This is a genomic window from Actinomycetota bacterium (assembly GCA_019347575.1).
Lineage (GTDB): Bacteria > Actinomycetota > Nitriliruptoria > Nitriliruptorales > Nitriliruptoraceae > JAHWKY01.
In genome coordinates this window covers 1-21,010 of the sequence record JAHWKY010000001.1, presented here as the reverse complement: position 1 = coordinate 21,010, position 21,010 = coordinate 1, and the positions used below count along the sequence as shown (strand labels likewise).

At 70.4% G+C, this 21,010-nt stretch carries 11 protein-coding genes; 4 read left to right on the top strand and 7 right to left on the bottom strand.

The features are described from left to right. Positions 1 to 25 precede the first annotated feature (25 nt). Positions 26 to 3,289: a hypothetical protein gene (locus tag KY469_00055; GenBank protein ID MBW3661462.1), complete on the bottom strand. Its 3,264-nt coding sequence runs from the start codon at positions 3,287 to 3,289 to the stop codon at positions 26 to 28. A gap of 232 nt (positions 3,290 to 3,521) precedes the next feature. After that, complete coding sequence (locus KY469_00050) at positions 3,522 to 6,113, bottom strand: bifunctional FO biosynthesis protein CofGH (protein ID MBW3661461.1); 2,592 nt, start codon at positions 6,111 to 6,113, stop codon at positions 3,522 to 3,524. A gap of 78 nt (positions 6,114 to 6,191) precedes the next feature. Here KY469_00050 and cofD point away from each other — a divergent pair, with 78 nt between their 5' ends. The 3 genes from cofD (at position 6,192) to KY469_00035 (ending at position 9,431) form a co-directional block, all read left to right on the top strand. Next, complete coding sequence (gene cofD / locus KY469_00045) at positions 6,192 to 7,163, top strand: 2-phospho-L-lactate transferase (protein MBW3661460.1); 972 nt, start codon at positions 6,192 to 6,194, stop codon at positions 7,161 to 7,163. Beyond that, entirely contained in the window at positions 7,160 to 8,476 is a 1,317-nt protein-coding gene (locus KY469_00040) for a coenzyme F420-0:L-glutamate ligase (GenBank protein MBW3661459.1), read from the top strand. The genes cofD and KY469_00040 overlap by 4 nt, the downstream gene beginning before the upstream one ends. 61 nt (positions 8,477 to 8,537) lie before the next feature. Further along, positions 8,538 to 9,431: a DUF3105 domain-containing protein gene (locus KY469_00035; GenBank protein ID MBW3661458.1), complete on the top strand. Its 894-nt coding sequence runs from the start codon at positions 8,538 to 8,540 to the stop codon at positions 9,429 to 9,431. Between the two features lie 127 nt (positions 9,432 to 9,558). Here KY469_00035 and KY469_00030 read toward each other — a convergent pair whose 3' ends face one another. The 5 genes from KY469_00030 to KY469_00010 all read right to left on the bottom strand — a co-directional run bounded on the left by KY469_00030 (position 9,559) and on the right by KY469_00010 (position 19,497). Beyond that, the gene (locus KY469_00030; protein ID MBW3661457.1) at positions 9,559 to 10,590 is read right to left on the bottom strand and encodes a glycosyltransferase family 2 protein; all 1,032 of its coding nucleotides are present in this window, start codon (positions 10,588 to 10,590) and stop codon (positions 9,559 to 9,561) included. Between the two features lie 2 nt (positions 10,591 to 10,592). After that, entirely contained in the window at positions 10,593 to 11,933 is a 1,341-nt protein-coding gene (locus KY469_00025) for an ABC transporter ATP-binding protein (GenBank protein MBW3661456.1), read from the bottom strand. A gap of 1 nt (position 11,934) precedes the next feature. After that, positions 11,935 to 12,801, bottom strand: coding sequence for an ABC transporter permease (locus tag KY469_00020; protein MBW3661455.1), 867 nt, complete (start codon positions 12,799 to 12,801; stop codon positions 11,935 to 11,937). A gap of 96 nt (positions 12,802 to 12,897) precedes the next feature. Continuing rightward, the gene (locus tag KY469_00015) at positions 12,898 to 16,812 is read right to left on the bottom strand and encodes a cell wall-binding repeat-containing protein (GenBank protein ID MBW3661454.1); all 3,915 of its coding nucleotides are present in this window, start codon (positions 16,810 to 16,812) and stop codon (positions 12,898 to 12,900) included. A 216-nt stretch (positions 16,813 to 17,028) separates the two neighbouring features. Next, entirely contained in the window at positions 17,029 to 19,497 is a 2,469-nt protein-coding gene (locus KY469_00010) for a glycosyltransferase (GenBank protein MBW3661453.1), read from the bottom strand. 191 nt (positions 19,498 to 19,688) lie between these two features. Here KY469_00010 and KY469_00005 point away from each other — a divergent pair, with 191 nt between their 5' ends. Further along, a complete protein-coding gene (locus KY469_00005; protein ID MBW3661452.1) occupies positions 19,689 to 20,966 on the top strand; it encodes a DUF222 domain-containing protein in 1,278 nt (425 codons plus the stop codon). The last annotated feature ends 44 nt before the right edge of the window (positions 20,967 to 21,010 follow it).

Sequence of the window (21,010 nt, the reverse complement as noted above, 5' to 3'; positions counted from 1 at the left end):
TACGGGTAGTGCGCGGCGAGACCGCTCAGGCGCGGGGCGCAGTCGCCAGCGCGCGCTTGATTCGTCGCGCGAGCGCGGGGGTGATCCCGGGGATCTCGGCGAGCTCGGCGACGGGTGCGTTCGGGATGTCGAGCGGTGAGGGGTAGCGGCTGAGCAACGCCTCGAGCCGTGCTGGCCCGACGCCGTTCACCTGCGCCAACCGGTCGATCGTGGCCTCCGCGAGGGCATCGGCATCAGCCTCGGAGACCTCTTCGGCGACCTCGGGCTCCGGCTCCGGCTCCGGCTCGGGTTCGAGCTCCGCCGCATCGACCTCCGCCCCGCCGGCTGCGGCCTCGTCCGCCTCGGGCTTCGCACCGGGGGGTGCGGTCGTCTCGTCGGGCGCCAGCAACCGGTCGAAGAAGCCATCGGCGTCGTCCGCGACACCGACCGGAGACGGTTGCGGCGCTGGCATCTCCGCGTCGAGCTCGGCGATACGACTCGCCAGTCGCCGGCGATCGCGTCGGGACAGCCCCTCGGCGAGTTGGTCGAGTAGGTCGCGCATCGCGGCGTGGCGCTCGACCTCGAGCCGCTGGTCGCGCGCGTCCAGGTAGGACACCAGCGAGGTCTCGAGGTGACGCAGGTGCTCGAAGGTCTCCTCGAGACGACGAGCGGCCACTCGCAGGTCGTCGTTCGCGCTCTGGGCGTCGTCACGGAGCGTGGCGGTCACGCGCTCGAGGTCCGCCTCGACCCTCGCGCGGAGCTCGTCGGTGGTGCGCTGGAGCTGGCTCGCGGCGTCGCGGAACGTGTCACGTGACCCCGCGAGACGGGCCTCGGCCTCCTCGAGGGTGCGTTCGAGGCGTTCGATCAGCCCTCCCTGTGCCGTGGTCAGCTCGTGTTGCAGCGAGGTGAAGCGCTGATCGAGGCGTCCGTCCATCAACTCGACGCTGCTGGTCATCCGCCGGAGCGATCCTTGCTGCTCCTGGCGCAGATCCGCGATCGCAGCGGTGACGGTCTGCTCGACGGCGGCGATGGTGGCTTCGAGTCGGTCGCGCATCCCGACGGCCGCAGCGTCGAGGCGGTCGGTCTGCAGACGGGTCTCCTCGTCGAGCGTCGACCGCAGGTCGGCCCCGAGCGCCTCGAGGTGGCGGGACTGCTCGGCGAAGGTCTGCCCAACGGCGCCCAGCAACGCGTCGAGACGAGCGGCCTGCTCGTCGGAACTCGCGCTCACGCCGGCGAGACCCTCCCCCAGCCTGGACTCGATCCCCTCGGCGAGACCGGCGAGCACCCGGTCGAACGACACCGCCTGCTCCTCGACGAGGCGATCGATGCGGGCGAGTCGGTCGGCGAGTGCCGTCTCGGCCACCTCGGCGCGTGCGCCAGCTGCGGCGTCGGCAGCCTGCGCACGTTCGCGGGCCGCGCTCTCGGCCGCTTCAGCCCGCTCTCGGGCCGCCGCCTCGGCGGCCTCGTCACGCCGCCGTGCAGCGGCCTCGAAGTCCTCGAGGCGTTCTCGTGTGGCCATCTCGAGCGCCTGGAGGTGCGCACGGGTCGACGTCTCGAACGCCTCCAGGCGCTGACCCAGGGTCGTGTCGAACAGCTCGATACGGTCGCCGAGCGTCTGACGCAGCGACTCCGCGGTGCTCGTGAGCACGTCGTCGATCGCGGTGAGGCGACGCGCGGAACCCACTTCGATCGCGTCGAGCCGTGCCTCGAGTGCCGTCGCGATGAGTTCGCGCTGCGCGGCCAGCGCCTCGGTGACAGCGCTGTGCTCCTCGGCCATCCGCCGCGCGATCGACTCCTCGGACGCCGCGAGCTGGTCGGCGATGGTCGCGCGGTGCGCCCCCAGCTCGGCCGTGATGGACTCCTCCTGTGCCCCGAGCCGCTCGGCCACCGTGCGGCCCTGTTCGTCCAGGCGGGACGTGACCGCGTGCTGCTGCTCGGCGAGATGCTGCTCGATGGCTCGACGGTGCTCGTCGAGGCGGTTGGCGAGCTCACCGCGCTGCGTCTCGAAGTGCTCGTCGGTGACGCGTTGACGTTCCGTGACGAGCTCGGTGATCGCCTCGTCTCGACGCTCGACCAGCTCGGTGATAGTGCGACGCTGGTCGTCCAGCGCCGCCCCGAGCGTCTCTCGGTCGTTGCTCAACGCACGTGTGATGACCTCTTGGAGCGCCTCGGCGCGCCCCGCGATCTCCGTGACGATCTGAGCGACGAGCTCGGTCTGCAGGTTCTCGCGGGCGTTGGCCTCGTCGGCGACCAGCCGTCGCAGGGTCGCGAGCGCGGAACTCAGGTCGTCGAGTTCCTCGGACGTGCGCGTCGCCACCGATCCGATCCGTGCGGCGGTCGCGTCGACCGCACCGCGGTGCGCCTCGAACTGCTCGTCGAGGACCGCCCGTTGCGCGGACAACCCCTCGTCGAGAGCGTGGCGGTGCGCGGACAGTTCCTCCTCGAGGGTGCGGTGCTGCTCCGCGGTCGCGTGTTCCACGCTCGCCGTCAGCGTGTCGCGGAGCTGATCGTTGGTGGCGCGGACGTCGCTCGCGATCGTCGCGAAGCGGCCAACGAGATCCTCTCCGACGCTGTCGGCGCGATCGGCGAGCGAGACCGACACCGCCTGCAAGCGCTCCTCGAGCCCGGCGATCAGCCCCGCGAAGCGCTGGTCGAGGCGCTGCTCGACCGCATCGATGTGCTCGTCGGCACGGTCGCCCTGACGCGCGACGATTTCACGCAGAGCGCCCTCGAGTTCGCCGAGCCGCTGGTCGAGTCGGAGCGCCGCGGGGGCGAGGCTCTCGCGTGCTCCCTCCGCCGCCTCGGTCGCCTCGATCAGCCGCGTGCTCAGCCGCGCGAGATCCTCGGTGAGCGACGTCTGGCGTGCGTCGAGCCGGCCGATCCCGGTCTCGAGCGCACGGAGGATGGCCTCGGCCCGTTCGCCCAGCTGCACATCCGCCTGGTGCAGCGCGTCGATGCGATCGATGGGGACCGACGTCTCCCGGGTCTCGTGACGCAGGCTCTCGACCGCTTGCTGCAGCTCGACGCGGATCGCCACTCCCTGCGCCCCGATGCTCTCACGCAGCGAGCGGATCGCCGCGTCGAGACCCCCGAGCCGGTCGACGGTCGGTCCGACCTCGCGCGCGATCTGGCTCTGCATCTCGTCGATGCGGCCACGGATCGACGACAACGACGTCTCGAGATCCTCGAGGAGGCGGTTGAGGTTGCGCTGCTCCGCCACCTGACGTTCGATCGCATCGTTGAACAGCTGGTCGACCGCGGGCGGCACGGGCTCGCCACCGCCCCCGGACGGGTCCGTCGGCTCCGCCAAGCTGCTCCCTCCCCGGCCCACCCCACACCCTTGGCGTTGGGGCGGGTGCGGGGCGCGAACCGAGCCTAGCGCTCACGTGCTGCTGAACCCGCGGAAGACACCGTCCGGGTCCCTTACCAACTCAGCGGCCGAGACCGCGCTCTCGGCCGCGGGACCCGTGCGAACCCCCTATCGACGGTGCGGATGCACCGTCGCCATGATCGAGACCGCGCTCTCGGCCGCGGGACCCGTGCTACCGCCCTATCGACGGTGCGGATGCACCGTCGCCAAGGGCGGGGGCGATACGGGTGTAGGTGGTGTCACGCTCCGCGACGGGCCGGCCCACGGCCGCAGCGACCGCCCGGAACTCGTCGGGGTCGCGCGCGACACCGTGGGAGGAGCCCGCCATCCGACTGATGGTCTCCTCCATCAGCGTCCCTCCGAGGTCGTTGACCCCCCCGGTCAACAGGGTCGCCGCGCCCTCGAGACCGAGCTTGACCCAGCTCACCTGGACGTTGTCGATCGCACCAGCCAGCAGCAACCTCGCCACCGCGTGGACCTGGCGGTTCTCGGTCCACGTCGGTCCCGGGCGGGCGACACCGGCGAGGTAGATCGGGGCGAGCTGGTGGACGAACGGGAGCGGGACGAACTCGGTGAACCCGCCGGTCCGCTCCTGGATGGCACGCAGGAGCTTGAGGTGGGCGACCCAGTGGCGTGGCTCGTCGACGTGGCCGTACATCATCGTCGAGGTCGTCGGGATGCCGAGGTCGTGGGCGGTCTCGATGACCTCGATCCAGGCCGCCGCGGGGAGCTTGCCCTTCGTGAGCACCCACCGGACCTCGTCATCGAGGATCTCGGCCGCGGTCCCGGGGACCGACCCCAGCCCACGACGGCGAGCCTCGGCGAGCCACTCCCGGATCGAGATCCCCATCCGGGTCGCCCCGTTGACCACTTCCATCGGACTGAACGCGTGAACGTGGATGTCGGGCACCCGCCCCTTCACCGCGTCGAGCACCGCGAAGTAGTAGTCACCGGGCAGGTCCGGGTGGATGCCACCCTGCATGCACACCTCGGTCGCCCCGACGTTCCACGCCTGCTCGACGCGATCGGCGACCTGCTCGAGGGACAGGTTGTAGGCATCCGGGTCGTCACGTCGCTGGGCGAAGGCGCAGAAGCGGCAGCCCGTGTAACAGATGTTGGTGAAGTTGAGGTTGCGGTTCACGACGTAGGTCACGATCTCGCCCACCCGCGCCGCGCGGACCTCGTCCGCCGCGCGTGCGAGCGCGTCGAGCTCGACCCCCGTCGTCTCGAACAGCAGCAGCGCCTCGTCGTCATCGAGGACGGCGCCACGTTGCGCCTTGCGCAGCGCCGCACTCACGGAGGGGCGGATCCGCGACCGACTGGGACCGGATGCGCGACGCCGGTTGCTGGCGACGACACCTTGCGCGATGAAGTGCACGTCGCCGTACACCGCACGTTCGTGGTCGCTATCAGCCGCACGGGCGTTGCGACCGTCGGCCGCGGAGCCGGCAGCTTCGTCACCGCTGATGACGGCCTCCATCGCTGACGTCGTCTGCGTGTAGACGGGGTCGGGGTCCTGCCAAGCATGCGGCGTCGGGCGGTGCTCGGGGCGCGCGTAGCCATCGGGGGTCGCCAGCGCTTGGACGGGTCCGCGCATGCGCCCCGAGAGCCACGGGTCGGGGCGCCCGACGTACTCGGGGTAGACGCACAGCCGCTCGGTCAGCTCGAAGCCCATGGCGCGCGAACGCTCAGCGAGCTGGTCGAGCTGCGGCCACGGCATCTCGGGGTTGACGTGATCGGGTGTGACCGGCGACACCCCGCCCCAGTCGTCGATGCCCGCCCCGAGGATGCGCTCGTAGCGGTCGGGGCTGAGGTTGGGTGGAGCTTGCACGTGGACGGTGGGCCCGAGCGCGATCCGCGCTGCCGCGACCGTGGCGAGCAGGTCGTCGAAGCTGGGTTCGGGACGGTCGCGGAAGGCGGTGTCCGGCTTCGCGCGGAAGTTCTGGACGATGACCTCCTGCACGTGCCCGTAGCGGCGGTGCACATCGCGGATCGCGAGCAGCGTCTCCGCCCGCTCGGCGAGCGTCTCGCCTATCCCGATGAGCAAGCCCGTGGTGAACGGGATGCTCAGACGCCCCGCATCCTCGATGGTGCGCAGCCGCACCGCGGGGTCCTTGTCGGGTGAGTTCCAATGCGCCTCACCCTTCTGGAGGAGCCGGCGCGACGTGCTCTCGAGCATGAGACCCATCGAGGCGGAGACCGGTTTCAGGGTGGCGAGGTCGGCCCAGCTCATCACGCCGGGGTTGAGGTGCGGGAGCAGGCCGGTCTCCTCGATGACGAGCACGGAGACCGCCCGCAGGTACTCCAGCGTCGTCGCGTAGCCGCGCGCGTCGAGCCACCCCCGCGCTGCTGGATAGCGCTCCTCGGGCTTGTCGCCGAGGGTGAACAGCATCTCCTTGCAGCCGGCGGCCTGCCCCTGCCGCGCGACGTCGAGCACCTGCTCAGGTGACAGGTAGGCCGGCAGGTCACCTTTCGGTGGCCACGCGAAGGTGCAGTAGCCGCAGGTGTCGCGACACAGGTGGGTCAGGGGCACGAACACCTTGCGGCTGTGGGTGACCCGTCGGACTCCGCCGTCGCCGTACCAAGGAGCGACGTCGCGCGTCCGGGCCGCAACGGACAGCAGCCGGTCGAGATCGTCCCCGCGTGCGGTCATCAGCGCCGCGATCTCGTCACGGGTGAGGCTCTTGCCCGTCTCGGCTCGCCGCAGCGCGCGTGGTCGGGTGCGGATCAGCACATCGGTCGCGTCGTTGCCGCTGACGTCCAGGGTCTCTCCTCCGAGCGACCGCCAGCTTAGGTGCCGCGCAGCAAGCAGCCCGCCTCCACCCCCGGAACGGTGGTTACCATCCGGCCTCTCGACCCCGGAGCTGTCGTGCTCACCGTCCTCGCCGGAGGGATCGGCGCCGCGCGCTTCCTCCGCGGTCTGGTCCGGGCAGCGGATCCGCGCTCGATCACCACCGTCGTCAACGTCGGCGACGACATCGAGCTGCACGGCCTGCGCGTGTGTCCCGACCTCGACACGATCACCTACACGCTCGCCGACGCGATCCACCCCGAACAGCAGTGGGGCCGCGCGGACGAGAGCTTCACCGTCGCCGACGAACTCCGTCGCTACGGCGAGCAGACATGGTTCACGCTGGGCGATCGCGACCTGGCCACGCACCTGTACCGCACGCGCCGACTGCACGAGGGGGCGCCGCTGTCGCAGGTGACCGAGGCGGTCGCCCGCGCGTGGGGCCTCGCCGTGCGACTGATCCCCGCGACCGACGACCGCGTCTGGACCCGGATCACGACGGCCGACGACCGCGCGCTGCACTTCCAGGAGTACTGGGTGCGCGAGCGAGCTGAACCGGAGGTGGCCCACGTGGAGCTCGTCGGGGCCGACAGCGCCCGTCCTGCGCCAGGCGTGCTGGGAGCGATCGCCTCCGCCGAGGTGGTCGTGCTCTGCCCGTCGAACCCGGTGGTCTCCATCGGCACGATCCTCGCTGTCCCGGGCATCCGCGAGGCGCTCGTCGCCACCGACGCCCCGGTCGTCGGTGTCTCCCCCATCGTCGGCGGCGAGGTCGTGCGCGGGATGGCCGACCGGCTCCTGCCGGCGGTCGGGGCGGAGGTGTCCGCCGCCGGGGTCGCCGAGCTCTACCGCGACTTCCTCGACGGCTGGGTCATCGACGATCGCGACGCCGACGCGGTCGCGGGTCTACGGACCCGGGGACTCGCCGTCGCGGTCACCGACACCGTCATGCGTACACCCGAGGTTGCCGAGCGCGTGGCTCGGACCGCGCTCGAGCTCGCCGCGACCGTCGAGCGCGCCGCGTGACGCAGCTCGAGATCTTCGCGCTACCCGGGTTGCCAGAGGTCGTCGAGGGCGACGACATCGGCGCGCTGATCTCCGCTGCCGCAGCGGCCGCACCGCTCCGCGACGGTGACGTGATCACGGTGGCGCAGAAGATCGTCAGCAAGGCCGAGGGCCGCACGGTCTGGGTTCCGACCGACGCGGATCCCGAATGGTTCCGCCGCGAGGTCGCGCGTCGCGAGGCGGTCCGGATCGTCGCCGACACGGACGCCGTGCTCGTCGTTGAGACCCGTCACGGCTTCGTCTGTGCCAACGCCGGTGTCGACGCCTCGAACGCTGGAGCGGCGCGGCTAACGCTTCTACCTGATGACGGCGACGCCTCCGCGGCGGCCATCCGCGGCAGCATCCGCGATCGCCTCGGGCTCGATGTCGGCGTCCTTGTCACCGACACGTTCGGTCGGGCGTGGCGGATGGGGCAGACGGACGTGGCGATCGGCGTCGCGGGCATCCGCCCGCTCCGCGACGAGCGCGGTCAGCGCGACCGCGATGGTCGCGAGTTGAGCGTCACCCTCGTCGCGGTCGCGGACGAACTCGCCGCCGCCGCCGACCTCGTCCGCACCAAGGCCGACGGCGCGGCGGTCGTCGTCGTGCGCGGGGCGAGGGTGGCCGGAGACGGGTCCGTGACGGAGCTGGTCCGGCCTGCCCGCGAGGACCTCTTCCGTTGGGGGGGACCTCGAGCCACGCTGGAAGGTCTCGCCGCGCGCCGAACCGTTCGGGCCTTCGCCGACCGCCTCGTCCCCGACGAGGTGATCGACCGCGCTGTCCGTGCCGCCGCGACCGCTCCCGCACCGCACCACACCCGGCCGTGGCGGTTCATCCGACCGAGGGATGTGACCCGGCCACGACTCCTGGCCGCCATGGCCGACCGCTGGCGAGCGGATCTCCGTGGCGACGGCGTGGACGAACAGACCATCGAACGCCGGATCGCGCGGAGCGACGCCATCCTCGGGACCGCACCGGTGCTGGTGCTGCCGTTCGTCTCGCTCGAAGGGGCGCACGCCTACCCGGACCGCCTGCGCCAGCGCGCCGAGCGCGAGATGTTCCTGCTGGCAGGCGGGGCGGGGCTGCAGAACCTCCAGGTCGCGCTCGCCGCTCAGGGCGTGGGCTCGGCGTGGATCTCGTCGACGCTGTTCTGCGCCGATGTGGTCGCCGAGGTGCTCGACCTGCCCGACCACTGGCTCCCGCTCGGTTCCGTGGCGATCGGCTATCCGCCGCCCGACTTCGCACCGCAGCCGCGACCCGCCGTCGATCCCGGCGAGCTACTCGAGGACCGGTGAGCACGATCGCGCGAGTACCCTCGCCCGGTCGAGACACCCCGATGGACTGTGAGGATCGCGCGTGGCCGACGACGACCGCCTGACCAAGAAGGAACGACGCGAGTTGGCTCGTGCCGAGCGCAGGCGTAAGGAGGAGGAGGAGCGCAAGCGCGCGCGGCGCAGCCGCATCGTCAGCAGCATCGTCACGGTGCTCGTGGTCGGCCTCATCGCGGCCATCCTCTTCACCGCGTTCTCGGGGGACGAAAGCCTCGACGACGAGGTTCTGATCGACTTCGCGGCCGCTCAGGAGGCTCGCACCGCAGCGGGTTGCGAGGTGCTACAGGTCGCGCCCACGGCATCGCGTGATCACCTCGATCCAGCCACGGCCCCGCCCCCCGACGCGCTGTACACCACCCTGCGACCGACCGCATCCGGTCCGCACTTCCAGCAGTGGGGGCCGATCGCGACGTTCGGCAGCGCCGCCGACGAGCGCAGCGTCCTGCACAACCTCGAGCACGGCGCCGTGGTGGTCTGGTACGACGACACACGGGTCGAGGGCGAGACGATCGGCGAGATCGAGTCCTGGGTCGAGACGCTGAACGACAGCGGGTTCGAGTTCGGGGCGCGGGGCGGCGGCATAATCAGCTCGCCCTACAACGGGACGTTCACGTCGGGCAAGCCGATCGCGTTCCGAGCGTGGGAGCGCGCGCTCGACTGCGACACGTTCGACGAGACGGTCGCACACTCGTTCGTCATCGAGAACTTCGGAACGGCGGGCGCCGCGCCCGAGGGCAACTTCTCGCCCTTCCCGGAGGGCGTCCTCGCCTACGACCCCGACTCGCTGCCCACGGCGCCGCCGACCCAGGTGCCGACCGACGCCGGAACGGTCGAGCCGACGGAAGCCGGCACCGAGGGCACCGAGGCCCCGACGACCGAGCCCACCCCAACCGAGGAGCCCAGTCCCGCAGCCTCGTAGCGCAGTCGACCGCGAGCGAAGCGAGGCGGTGTCAGGAACCCGCGTCCGACGCGGGTTTCCGATGCTCTTGGGAAACCCGTGTTCGGCGCGGGTTCCTTGAGAGCACACGGTGCACCTGCCAACCCCGTCACCCGCCAGGCGGCACGCCCCGCACGCGCCGCCACCAGGTGCGGGCCCAGGCGCGGTAGTCGAACGCCCCGAACCACCGACGCACGATCTCGTGGCTGGGGTGCGGGGCGGCGTGGACCTGCGCCCGCTTGACGAGCATCCGACGAACCAGCCGGACATCAGGCAGCGCCGCGACGAACGCGAGTGGGACCGTCAGCAGCAGCTCGCCGGTCTTGAGCAGCAAGGTCAACAGGAAGCCGGGGAGCGCCGGCAGCAGCGCGGGCCAGGTGTCGTTCTTCCACAGCACCAGGAGTCGGTTCTGCCAGTTGAGTTGCTCCACGCGCCTCGTCCGACGCGGTCCCGCTCCGCCTCGCTCGTGCACCGCGACGGCCGCGGGTTCGTACCACGCCTCCCAGCCGTGCATCCGGGCGCGCCAGTCCAGGTCGACGTCCTCCCAGAACGCGAACAGGTCCTCGTCGAACACCTCGTGTCGGCCGGCGACATCGATCGCCACGTCGTCGAGCATCGCGCGCCGGTACAGGGCGAGCGCGCCGGAGACGCCGAACACCTCGCTCGGTGCGTCGTACTGCTCACGGTCGACCTCGCCCTCCCCGCGGTTGCGGAAGAGTCGCGTCCGGAACGCGACGTGGCCGGTGGTGTCGATCACCGCATCACCGCTGGGAGCCGGCGCGGTCCTCAGCAGCTTGCCCTGGACCGCCCCGCAGCGTTCCCTCGAGCGCAGCACCTCGACCGTGCGCCGGACGTAGTCGGGGCGGGCCACGACGTCGGGGTTGACGGTGAGGACGGCATCGACCTCATCAGCGGCCGCCAGCCCGTCGTTCACACCTCCGGCGAACCCGCGGTTGGTCGGGTTCCACAGAACGCGCACCCGGTCGAGGTACCCAGCTAGCACCTCGTGCGAGGCGTCCGTGCTGGCGTTGTCGACGACGAAGACGTCGAGGTCGCGATGGTCCTGCGCGAGCAGAGAGTCGAGACAGGCTGCGAGGTGGTCAGCGCCGTTCCAGTTGACGACGAGCGCGGCGACACGCACGCCTACGCGCCCGCGAGCACGACCGGTTGCCCACCCTCCCCGCCGTCCTCGTCGTCCTCGTCGGCTTCGATCTCGTCCGCGCGCATGGCGTCGAGGTCGACCGCCGGACCGTCCGCGACCGCGGTCGAGGCCTGGAAGTCGGCGAACCCGGTGCCACCGGCAGCGGGTTGGACCTCGAAGACGATGGCCTCGGGATGGGCGTCGTGGACGCGCCGCCCCGTCGGGTCGGTCGTCACCGGCGTGATCGTGTAGTGCCCCGCCAGCACGTGAGCCGTGAACTTGATGTCCACGCTCGCGGTCTGGCCCGCCGTCAACGGACCCACCCCCAGACCCTGCCAGGTCGTGTGGACCTCGTAGACGTGCTTGCCGTCACCCGTGCGGAAGACCGCGCCGACGCTGCACGCCTCGACGTCCTCGATGGCACGGACGCGCACACGCAGCACGAGCGGTGTCGACGGCATGATGCGGTGGACCGGAGCGCCGGAGCTGTCGAGGAGGCTCGAGCCTGCGACCTCGACCTGGCCGCTGCCGAAGCGGTTGCCGGAGTGAGGCCGGTCGTCGGGCAGCGACGCCGTGGCCATGAGCCCGGCGTAGAGCTGGACCCCCTCGCGCGCGGGTCCGTCGAACTCGAGCTTGCCGTGGTGGAGCACGATGGTCCGGTCGCACAGCTCCTCGATCGAGTCGAGGTTGTGGCTGACGAACACGACCGTCTTGCCCTTCCGCTGGAACGCGCGCATGCGGTCGATCGACTTCGTCTGGAAGTGCACGTCGCCGACCGACAGCACCTCGTCCACGAGCAGGATGTCGGGGTCGACGTGGACCGCGATCGAGAACCCGAGGCGCACGTACATCCCGGAGGAGTAGTTGCGCACCGGGGTATCGAGGAACGGCCGGACCCCCGCGAAGTCGATGATGGCGTCGAAGTGCTCGTCGATCTCGGCTCGGGTCAGACCGAGGATGGCACCGTTGAGGTAGACGTTCTCGCGCCCCGACAGGTCGCCGTGGAAGCCCGCTCCCAGTTCGAGCAGCGTCGCCACACGGCCGTTGATCTCGATGCGGCCCTCGTCGGGCGGAAGGATCCGCGCGAGGACCTTCAGCAGCGTGGACTTGCCTGACCCGTTCGGCCCGATGATCCCGACGGTCTCGCCCTGCTCGATCGTGAAGCTGACGTCCTCGAGCGCGTTGAAATCCTCGTAGTGGGAGCGGCGGAACCGGTAGAGGCGCTCCTTGATGCCCAGCGGCCGCTCGTGGAACAGCCGGAACGTCTCGGTCAGGTGCTCGACCTCGATGGCCGGTCCCTCGTCCTCGTGGCGCATCAGGTCGCGGAGCTGGTCGAACACCACCTCAGACCTCCTTCGCGAAGGTCAGGGCGAAGCGGTGGAACGCGAGGTACCCGAGCGTGAACACGACGAGGCTCGTGAGCGTCACCGCACCGATGAGCTCGATGCTGGGCCAGCTCGAGGGTGCGACGGTGAACGGTTCGACCCCCTGAGTGGCCACCTCCACCGTCCCGTACATCGCGTCGCGGAACAGCTTCACGAACCAGGTCATCGGGTTCAGGCTGATGATGTGGCCGTAGACCTCGGCGACCTGCACGCCCCGCTGGATCTGCTGCTCGACGAGCGCGACCGGGTAGATGATCGGCGTGGCGTAGAACCAGATGAGGAAGACGACGACGATCAGCTCCTGCAGGTCGCGGAACTGCACGTTGGCCCCGGCGAGGAGCATCGAGAAGCCGCTGGTGAAGATGGTCAGCAGGACGATGCCGACGGCGAGCGCCGGGAGGTGGCTGAGGATGCCCCAGCCTCGGGTCCAGATGAAGTAAGGGCTCACCGCGACCAGGGCGAGGAGGAGGTGGATGAGCTGTGCCAGCACGATCGACAGCGGCAGCACCTCGCGGGGGAAGTACACCTTCTTGATCAGGTTGCCGTTGCCGACGATGGCCTGGATCGAGCCCTGCACGGAGTTGGAGAAGAACATCCACGCGAGGTACCCGGCGAGGAAGAACGCCGCGAAGTCCTGGATCCCGAGTCGGAACACGAACTGGAACACGACCGTGAAGACCACGGTCATTGCGGCCGGGGTCAACAGCGACCACAGGAACCCCAGGGCCGAGTTCTTGTAGCGGACCTTGAGTTCCTTGTTGACGAGCTGGCGCAGGAGTTCCCGAGCCCGCCACAGGTCGCTCAGCTTGTCACGGAGCGCACGCACGCCGCGGAGTATAGGACCGCCTCCGACCCCTCGGCCTCCGGCACCCGCATGCCCGGCCGTTCGCCAGGCGTGCGCGGCGTCGTGCCGACGGCCACGTCAGAACGTGCCGGTGGTGCTCACCGCCTCCTCCTCGGGTGGCAGCAGGACGACGTGGCCCGACTCCTCGCTGTTGTCGCCGTCGGCGCTGATGTCGACGAGCCAGTTCACGCCGAACCAGTTGGCGCCGCCGTGGACGCTCGTCGGTGGCGTCACCGGTTGCGGCACCGGCTGGCCACCGACGGTCGTGTTCGACCCGAACGTGATCTTCAGCAGGTTGCCGGACTGGTTGGCGCTCGACCCGCCGCTCCCGGCGCTGCCGAACTTCGGGTTGACGAGCTTGTCACCTGCGAGGATGACGATGCCACCGTTGCCGCCCAGCGGAGGGCCGATGTCGTCGAGGGTGACCCCGTTGAAGAACAGCTCGAGGAAGTCGCCCGCTTGGAGCTCGGGGCCGGTGGGCGGGTTGGCGGGCAACCCGTCGTTGGCACGGATGCTGTTGAGCCGGCGGATGAGGCCGTCCCGACCCGCGACCGACTCGTTGCCGTTGTCGTCACGGACGTAGAAGTAGACCTCCCAGCTCGGACGGACGCGCTCGTTGGGGATCCTGCCCGTGCTGCCGTCCGCCTGGCGGACGACGGTCGCGTCCGTCTGCCACGTGGTCGTGCCGAGCGACGTCTGGCCCGGCCGGTACACGAGGATCGTGTCCTCGAACGCAGTGTTGCCGATGCCGTCGACGAAGAACGTGGACGCCACGGGGGTCTGGCGGATGCCGAGGAGAGCGCGGTCGGCGGCGGTCAGCCCGGCGGGGATGGCGCCGTCGTCCTGGCAGAAGGTCTGGTCAGGCCGGCTGTTGGACTGGTAGGTCCAGATCAGCTCGCCGCCCGGGTCGGCCGTGTTGTTGCGTGTGGTGGTGCCGGCACTGTGCGCGAGGGTCGCGACCGGCGCCGCCGGACACGTGGCGGCGGAGCTGAACACCCGGTAGGTGCCGCTGGGAGCGGCCGCGTCGACCACGAACGTCACTGACCCGCTCGGGGCGTTCGTGCTGCCGTTACCGCCACCGACGGCCTTGGAGCCGTGGACGAGGTGGATGAAGCCCACCGTGAAGGTGGTCGTGGTGGAGACGCCGCTGCCGATGCCGTCGAGGGGGCTCGCGACGATGTCGAGCTCGAACTGGCCGGTCTGGAGCGGCGGCGCGTCGAAGTCGATGCGCTCGTCGCCGGCGGTGCTGTCGCCGTCCGCGCCGTCGTTCTCCACCGTGATGGGCGTGGCGATCCCGGGTCCCGACAGCGTCACGCGGGACGTCGTGGTCGCGTCCTTGTTGAACACGACCTCGATGGGGACGGCGCCGCCGTCGCGGAAGCCGTAGGGGTCGAACGCGTTGTTCGGCGGATCGACGGCGAGGATCCCGAACTCGGCGGTCTCGAACAGGTAGCGCACGGTGTTGGAGTCACCCGAGCGACGGGCCGCACCCTGGATCGGGTCGGCGATGCAGGTCGACGGCGAGGTGAACACCGCCGGCTGCGCCGTCACGAGCAGCGGGTGGGCGCCGCCGGGGAGGGTGTAGTCGCTGTCGCCCGGTCCCGCGTTGATCACGAACTGCCCACCCGACATCTGGTTCGGGGTGAGGCAGAACGACGCGTCGACCTCGTCGTTGCGGTAGACCTGGAGCCGCTGGTTGCCAGCGGACGGATCGAGGTTGCCGACCACGATGCGCGGGGTCGCGTCGATCCCGGGGGCGTCGGGGATGCGCTGGTCGAGCAGGTCCGCCGGGTCGGTGTTGACCGCGGCGATCGACTCGATCACCGGTGTGGGCAGGTGCTGCGCGTTGACGTCGAGCCGCCACACCGTGGAGCGGGTGCCCTCGTTGCCGGTCGCGTCCTGCATCGCGACCGAGATCGACCGCTCGCCGGTGGCGTTGAGGGCCACGAAGACGCTGACGATCTGCTCGGCGCCGGTGGGATCGAACTCGTCGGAGTCGTCCACGGCCGAGAGACGGGTGTCGCCGTCGTAGACGGCGATGCGACCGAGGGTCTCGGACGCGCTGTAGGCGCCGGCCGGGACGACGGCGTCGACACGGAGCGTCGTTCCCGCGCGCATGCGCGAGTTGTTGGTGGTGCCGACGAGCCTGCGGTCCTGGTCGATGTTCACCGCGTACATCGAGGGTGTGCCGGCGGGCGCGTTCTGGTCGGGGTTCTGCTTGTCGAACGTCCACTCGGTCACCGGTGACGTGCCGCTCTCGTTGGCGGGGCTGGAGGTGTCGAGCACGCGGTAGCGGTAGCAGTAGCGGATGCCGTCCTTAGCGGTCGTGTCGATGAAGCTGGTGGTGCTCCGTGGGGACACGTTCTTGACGTGCGCCCACGACAGGAAGGGGCTGTCGCAGGGCTCCTGGATCGGTCCGCCGCCCGTCGGCTCGGCGCGTTCGATGCGGTAGGCGGCGGCGTCGGCCTCCGGTGCCCTCTTCCAGCTCAGGCCCACGCCGGTCGTCGTGTTCTTGGCGGTGGGTGCTTCGCTCGGGGCGGCGGGGACCTCGTCCTCGAGGGGACCGGCGCTGGCGACCGCGGAGAGGCCGGAGCGGTTGCCGAACTGGTCGACCGCGTCGACGGCAACGTCGTAGCTCTGGCCTTCGGTCAGCCCGGTGATCGTCAGGCTGGTCTTGCTGGTGGTGCGCCGCGTGCTGTTCGCGCGCGTGAGCGCCTCGTCGTCGGCGTTGTTGCGGAAGTAGACGTTGTAGGTGATGGGTCCGGGGTTGTCGTCGGTCGACGCGGCCCACTTGACGTTGACGTTGGTGCCGTCGTCCTCGGGCCGGTCCGTCGCGCTGACGTTGGACGGGCGCGCTGGGGCGGTGTTGTCCTCCTCGAGGCCGCCGGCCTCGGCCGCTGCCCGGAAGACGACATCGTCGACCAGGCTCACGTCACCGACGGCGATCAGGCCGGAGATCGACGGGTTGTGCTGCGCGAGGTAGCAGAGGGTCGCCCGGGACTGCTCGTTGCCCGAGCAGCTCGTCGGCTCGGTGCGGTTGACGAGGAGGATGGGTGCGGCCTCACGCCGCGACAGCTGGGAGGCGGCGAGGCCGTAGGCGAAGTTCGCGCCCCAGCCGTTGACGATGATGAACGCCTTGCCGTCGGTGGTCCGGTACCCCCAGAGGTTGCTCGCCACGTCGACCGCGGTCTCGATGCGGGTCGCTCCGGCGAAGCGGTTGACCTTGATGCCCATCGCCGCGATGTCGTCAGCGTGTGCCTGGGGTACGGCAGCCGGGCCACCGCAGATGAAGACCTCGGAGATCCCCAGCCGCTGCAACATCGACCGGGTCGCCTCGGGGATGCGCTGGGGGTCGCGGTTCTTGTCGGTCAGCAGGACCGGTGTCTCGCTCAACGCGGCGTACCCACCGCAGCTGACGGAGTCGACCCATCCCTGGGTGCTCTCGATGGCGCCGGGGTCGTCGAAGGCACGCGCGATGATGGCGGTACGGCCCGGACCAGCACCTACCGCGAAGGCGGCCTCGGCCGCGGTCTCCACACGGGTCTGGCCCCCCAGACGCGGGGTGCGGTACCCGCGTGCCTGCAGCTCCTGTTCCACCTCGACCGAGATGGCTGCGACCTCGCCCATGATGTAGACGTTGTCACCCGGCGCCAGCACGCGGTCGATCTCGTTGCGGGTCGCGGTGTCGAGGTCGGTGCTGGTCGTGTAGAGGACGGGGCCACCGAACTCGGCCGCGACGGTGCTGCCGCCCAGGGCGTCCGGGAACTTGTCCTTGCGAGCCAGGACGACCGCCTGCGCCCCGTCGTTCCCGAACAGGCGCTGGGAGATGTTGACGCCGATCTCGACGGGGTCATCTCCGGGGATGCGCTCGGTGTTGGGGTAGTCGATGGTCGTGGCGCCATCGGATCGTGATGGCAGGGCGATCAGCAGCGTCGCCGCCAGTGCAGCCGCCACCACGGCGGCCAGCGGACGGAGCGAAGTGATGTTGGACAAGATGGGCCCTCCTCGGGCACGCCCCCGTGGCGCAACTGCCGGTTCTCGGTCGTCTGCCCCAACGGCAGACGGGTTACCAGCGAGGTGGTTCGACGCCTCGGTTCCGAGACCCTTCCCCGCCTCCCGCGCCGGGTCTAGCCCCGACGTGAGAGGTACGAAGAGTAACAGGTGGGGCCGAGATCCTCAGGTGGCACCTACGGGCCCGCCGGCGGCGGCTCAGCGGCCCAACCGGCGTCGGACGGTCTGCTTGGCCATCTGCGCGGCAGTGGACCATCCACGCTCCCGCGCGACCGCGACGAACCGTCTGGCCAGATCCGCGGGGTTGCGCTGGAAGATCCCGGCGGGCCCGCGGTCGACGTAGCGCTTCCGTGCCGCCGGATCGAGGTCCGGGGCGCGTCGAGGGAGCCGACAGAAGGACACGAGCGGTTGCAGCGCCTGCTCCCACGTCATCTCCGGCGCCAGCTCGGCGATGCGTCCCTGGATGTCGGAGCGGCGTCCCGCATCGGCGAGGGCGAGGATGCCCCGCGCCACGTCCTCGGGATCCTCGGCCCGGACGACCTCGCCGAGGTCGTGCGTCCTGACCAGCCGGGACAGCGAGTCGCCCTCGGTGCACAGGATCGGCAGACCGGCCCAGATGTAGTCGAGGATGCGCGTGCGGTAGCTGAGCTCGGTCTCGATGTGGAGGAAGTGCGTCGACACACCCACGTCGGCGTCGAGCAGCCAGTCGGCACGCTGTTCGTACGGGACCCAGCCCTCGTTGAAGAACACGTGCTTGTCGAGCACGCCGAGCGATCGCGCGGTCTGCAACGCCTCCCCCGCACGGAACATCGCGGGGATCTCGGGGTTGGGGTGCGCGGTGCCCAGGAAGAACAGGCGCAGGCGCGGATCCTCCTCGGCTGCCTGGGCCATCCCGCGGATCAGCGTCGACGGATCGAACCAGTTGTAGATCCCGCCACCCCACAGGAAGACGAGATCGTCGGGACCGATGCCCTCAACCGCACCCCTGATCGCGCTGCGCTCCTGAACCGGAGCCTCCGGAGGAAGTCCGAACGGCGCGACCTCGAGCAGCGCCCGCAGATCGGGATCCTGGTCGTAAGTGGCCGGGTTGATCCGGCCGAGGGACGCGAGCTGACCGAGCCAGAAGTCTCGCTGCTTCTCGGAGGCGCAGAGGAACAGGTCACCGCGCTCGAGCTGCTGGTTGACGACCTGCACATCGCTCTTGGCGAAGGTCCAGCGCTCCTGAAGGGGCTGGTGGCGGCGCAGCTCCAGGGCCTCGATGTGGAACGGGTCGTACAGGTCGATGACGATGGCCGCGCTGCTCTTGACCATCTCCGGGTACCACCACATCGTCACGCCCTGGGTGACGATGACCTCGGACCACGCGATGCGTTCACGCATCTTGTCGGGGGTGAGGTGCTCGACGCCGAAACGGTCGCTGGTGAGGCCGGGCTCCGCGAGCGTGCCGAGGACGACCTCGTGCTCGCGCGCCAGCAGCTTGGCCATCTCCCACGCCCGGATCGCGGGACCAGCCATGCGCTCGCCGAGGCGGTCGGCACAGACGATCAGGATCTTCTGCTGCGCTGATGCGGCGGACAGCAGGTCGAAGGTCCGCACGAACTGGTCGAGGATGGCGTGGTAGCGCTCCGACGGGATGTTGCTGATGAGGGGGTGGCGGAACAGCGGCAGCAGCTCTCGATCCGCGCGACGGCGCCGCGCCTGGACGAAGTCGCGCTTCTCGCGCCACTTGTCCAGCTCGAGGCTGAAGTCGCGGATGGCGGCGAGGTGTGCGCCGGTGAGGTCGGTGATGATCGGCTCGGGACGGGTGCCCGCTGCGCGCTCGGTGATGCGGTAGTCGCCGAGGTCGGTGCCCTCCTCCTCCACGCCCCGAACCATCGAGAGGATCGTCGCGGCCGGGAACGTCCGTGCCAGTCGGTCGTCCTCGTAGTTCTTGAACAGCGTGGCGAGCCCGTTGCGTTCGAGCAGGTAGCGCTCGCGTGCGTCGCCGAACCGCTCGATGGTGCCGTGGTGTCGGTGGTAGAGGATGGAGGTGGGGATGAACAGCACGTCGTGGCCGAGGATCCACAACCGCCAGCCGTAGTCGACGTCCTCGAAGAACGCGAAGTAGTCCTCGTCCATCCCACCGATCTCGAGGAAGAGCTTGCGACGGGTCGCCAACGACGAGCCGGTCGCGAACAGCGTGGGTCCCTGCCGCAGGTCCTCAGGCGGCGGTTCGCCGTGCCCGATCGGGAAGCCGTGTCCGTGCCAGCCCGCCGCCCCGCCCGCGAAGTCGACGGTGAGGCCCTCGGCGTCCAGCACCAGACCGCCGGTGCACGCGACGCGCTCGTTGAACAGCATCGGGGTGATCAGCTCGCGCAACCACGCCGGGTCGGCGACGGCATCGTTGTTGATCAGCGCGAGGTACTCGCCGCTACCCGCGCGGGCTCCCTGGTTGACCGCGGGAGCGAAGCCCGTGTTGGTGTCGTTGACGATGACCTGCACGCTCGGGAACCGCTCGCGCACGAGTTCGACCGACCCGTCGGTGGAGGCGTTGTCGATGAGGATCACCTCGACACGATCCTCGGGGTAGTCCTGGTCGAGCACCGACCGCAAGCACGGCTCGAGGTAGTCGCGTCCGTCGAGGTTGATGACGACGACCGTGACGGTCGGCAGCGGTTGGTCGGCCATGGCGCCGCACTCTACAGGCGGGTGGTCGGTGTCCCAGGGTGCGCTCCCCCGCTGGGGTCGCTCGAACGGGCCCCTCCTCCCCAGCATCGGTCGCGGTCCTCCACAGATCCAAACTTCTTCGCCCGAGTGCTTGACATGCATACGTTTGTTCGGTACATTAGTTCCCTCGCGGCTGGGAGACTGCGACCGGGATGGGAAGCACCGACACGATGCGGGCCTACGGGCCAGCCTCCGACACCGCCACACCGGTGCCCGACTTCCCCCGTGCCCACGACGCGATCGACGCGCTCGCCGCCACCGACCCCCTGCAGGTCCACCCCGACGAGCTGCCGGCCGGGCTGAAGCAGATCCAGGCCCTGTCCAACAAGCTCGCCACCGTCCGGGCACGCTGGATCGCCGCCACCGAACAGCGCAACTCCAACGGGGCCGAGCGCCACAGCAAGTGGCTGAGCGGCCAGCTGGGCGTCGACGGCGACGTCGCCGCCAAGGACGCCGCCGTCGCCAAGACGGTCGAGGCTCACGAGCCGGTCGCCGAGGCGGCTGCGGCGGGCGAGATCTCCCCCGAGCACGTCCGCGTCATCGGCAAGGCCGCCGGCACCGTCGAAGATGAGCACGCCGACGCGCTGGTGGATGAGCTGGTCGCCTACGCCCGCGAGCACACCCCCGAACAGACCGCTCGGCGCGCCCGCCGACGCGCGATGCAGCAGTCTGCGGATCGGGGCCGGTCGACCGCGCAGGATCAGCTCGCCAAGCGCCGGTTCCGGTTCGTGGAGCGTCGCGACGGGATGATCCACGGCGAGGGGCTGTTCACGCCCGAGGTCGCCAACAAGCTCCAGTCCGCGCTGGAGCCCCTGACCGGCTCCGACAACGACGTGCCGGAGGATCAGCGTCGCAGCTACCCCCAGCGCCTCCACGACGCGTTGGGTCAGCTCGCCGACATCGCCATGGGCACGCCCGGGTTCCCCGACTCGCGCGGGCTACCCACCCAGGCGATGATCATCGTCGACCTGCCGTGGCTGATCACCGACCGCGGCCTGGACCTCGACGAGTACGGGCTGCGGATGCGGTCCGGCCCCGAACCGGCGATCACCTTCCAGGGCCAGCCCATCCCCGCAGAGACCGCGCGGCGGATGCTGTGCGACGCCGACATCTCCCGGGTGATCACCAACGGGCCCTGCCAGGTCCTCGACGTGGGCCGCTCCACCAACGCCTGGCCCGCCCCCATGCGCCGCGCCATCTACGCCCGCGACCGCGGACGCTGCCGCCGCTGCGGCCGAGCGGCCCAGACCGCCCACCACATCCGCCACTGGCTCGACCTCGGCCCCACCTGCGTCGACAACGGCATCTCGCTGTGCCTGAGCTGCCACCTCGCCGTCCACGAAGGCCACTGGCGCATCACCCTCCACCCCGACAACTCCGCCACCTTCACCGCACCCCAAGGAGACGTCCTCGAACGACCACCCCCCTGACCCGCCCGCCCCCGCCACCGGCGAGGGCCGACCAAGCACACCCG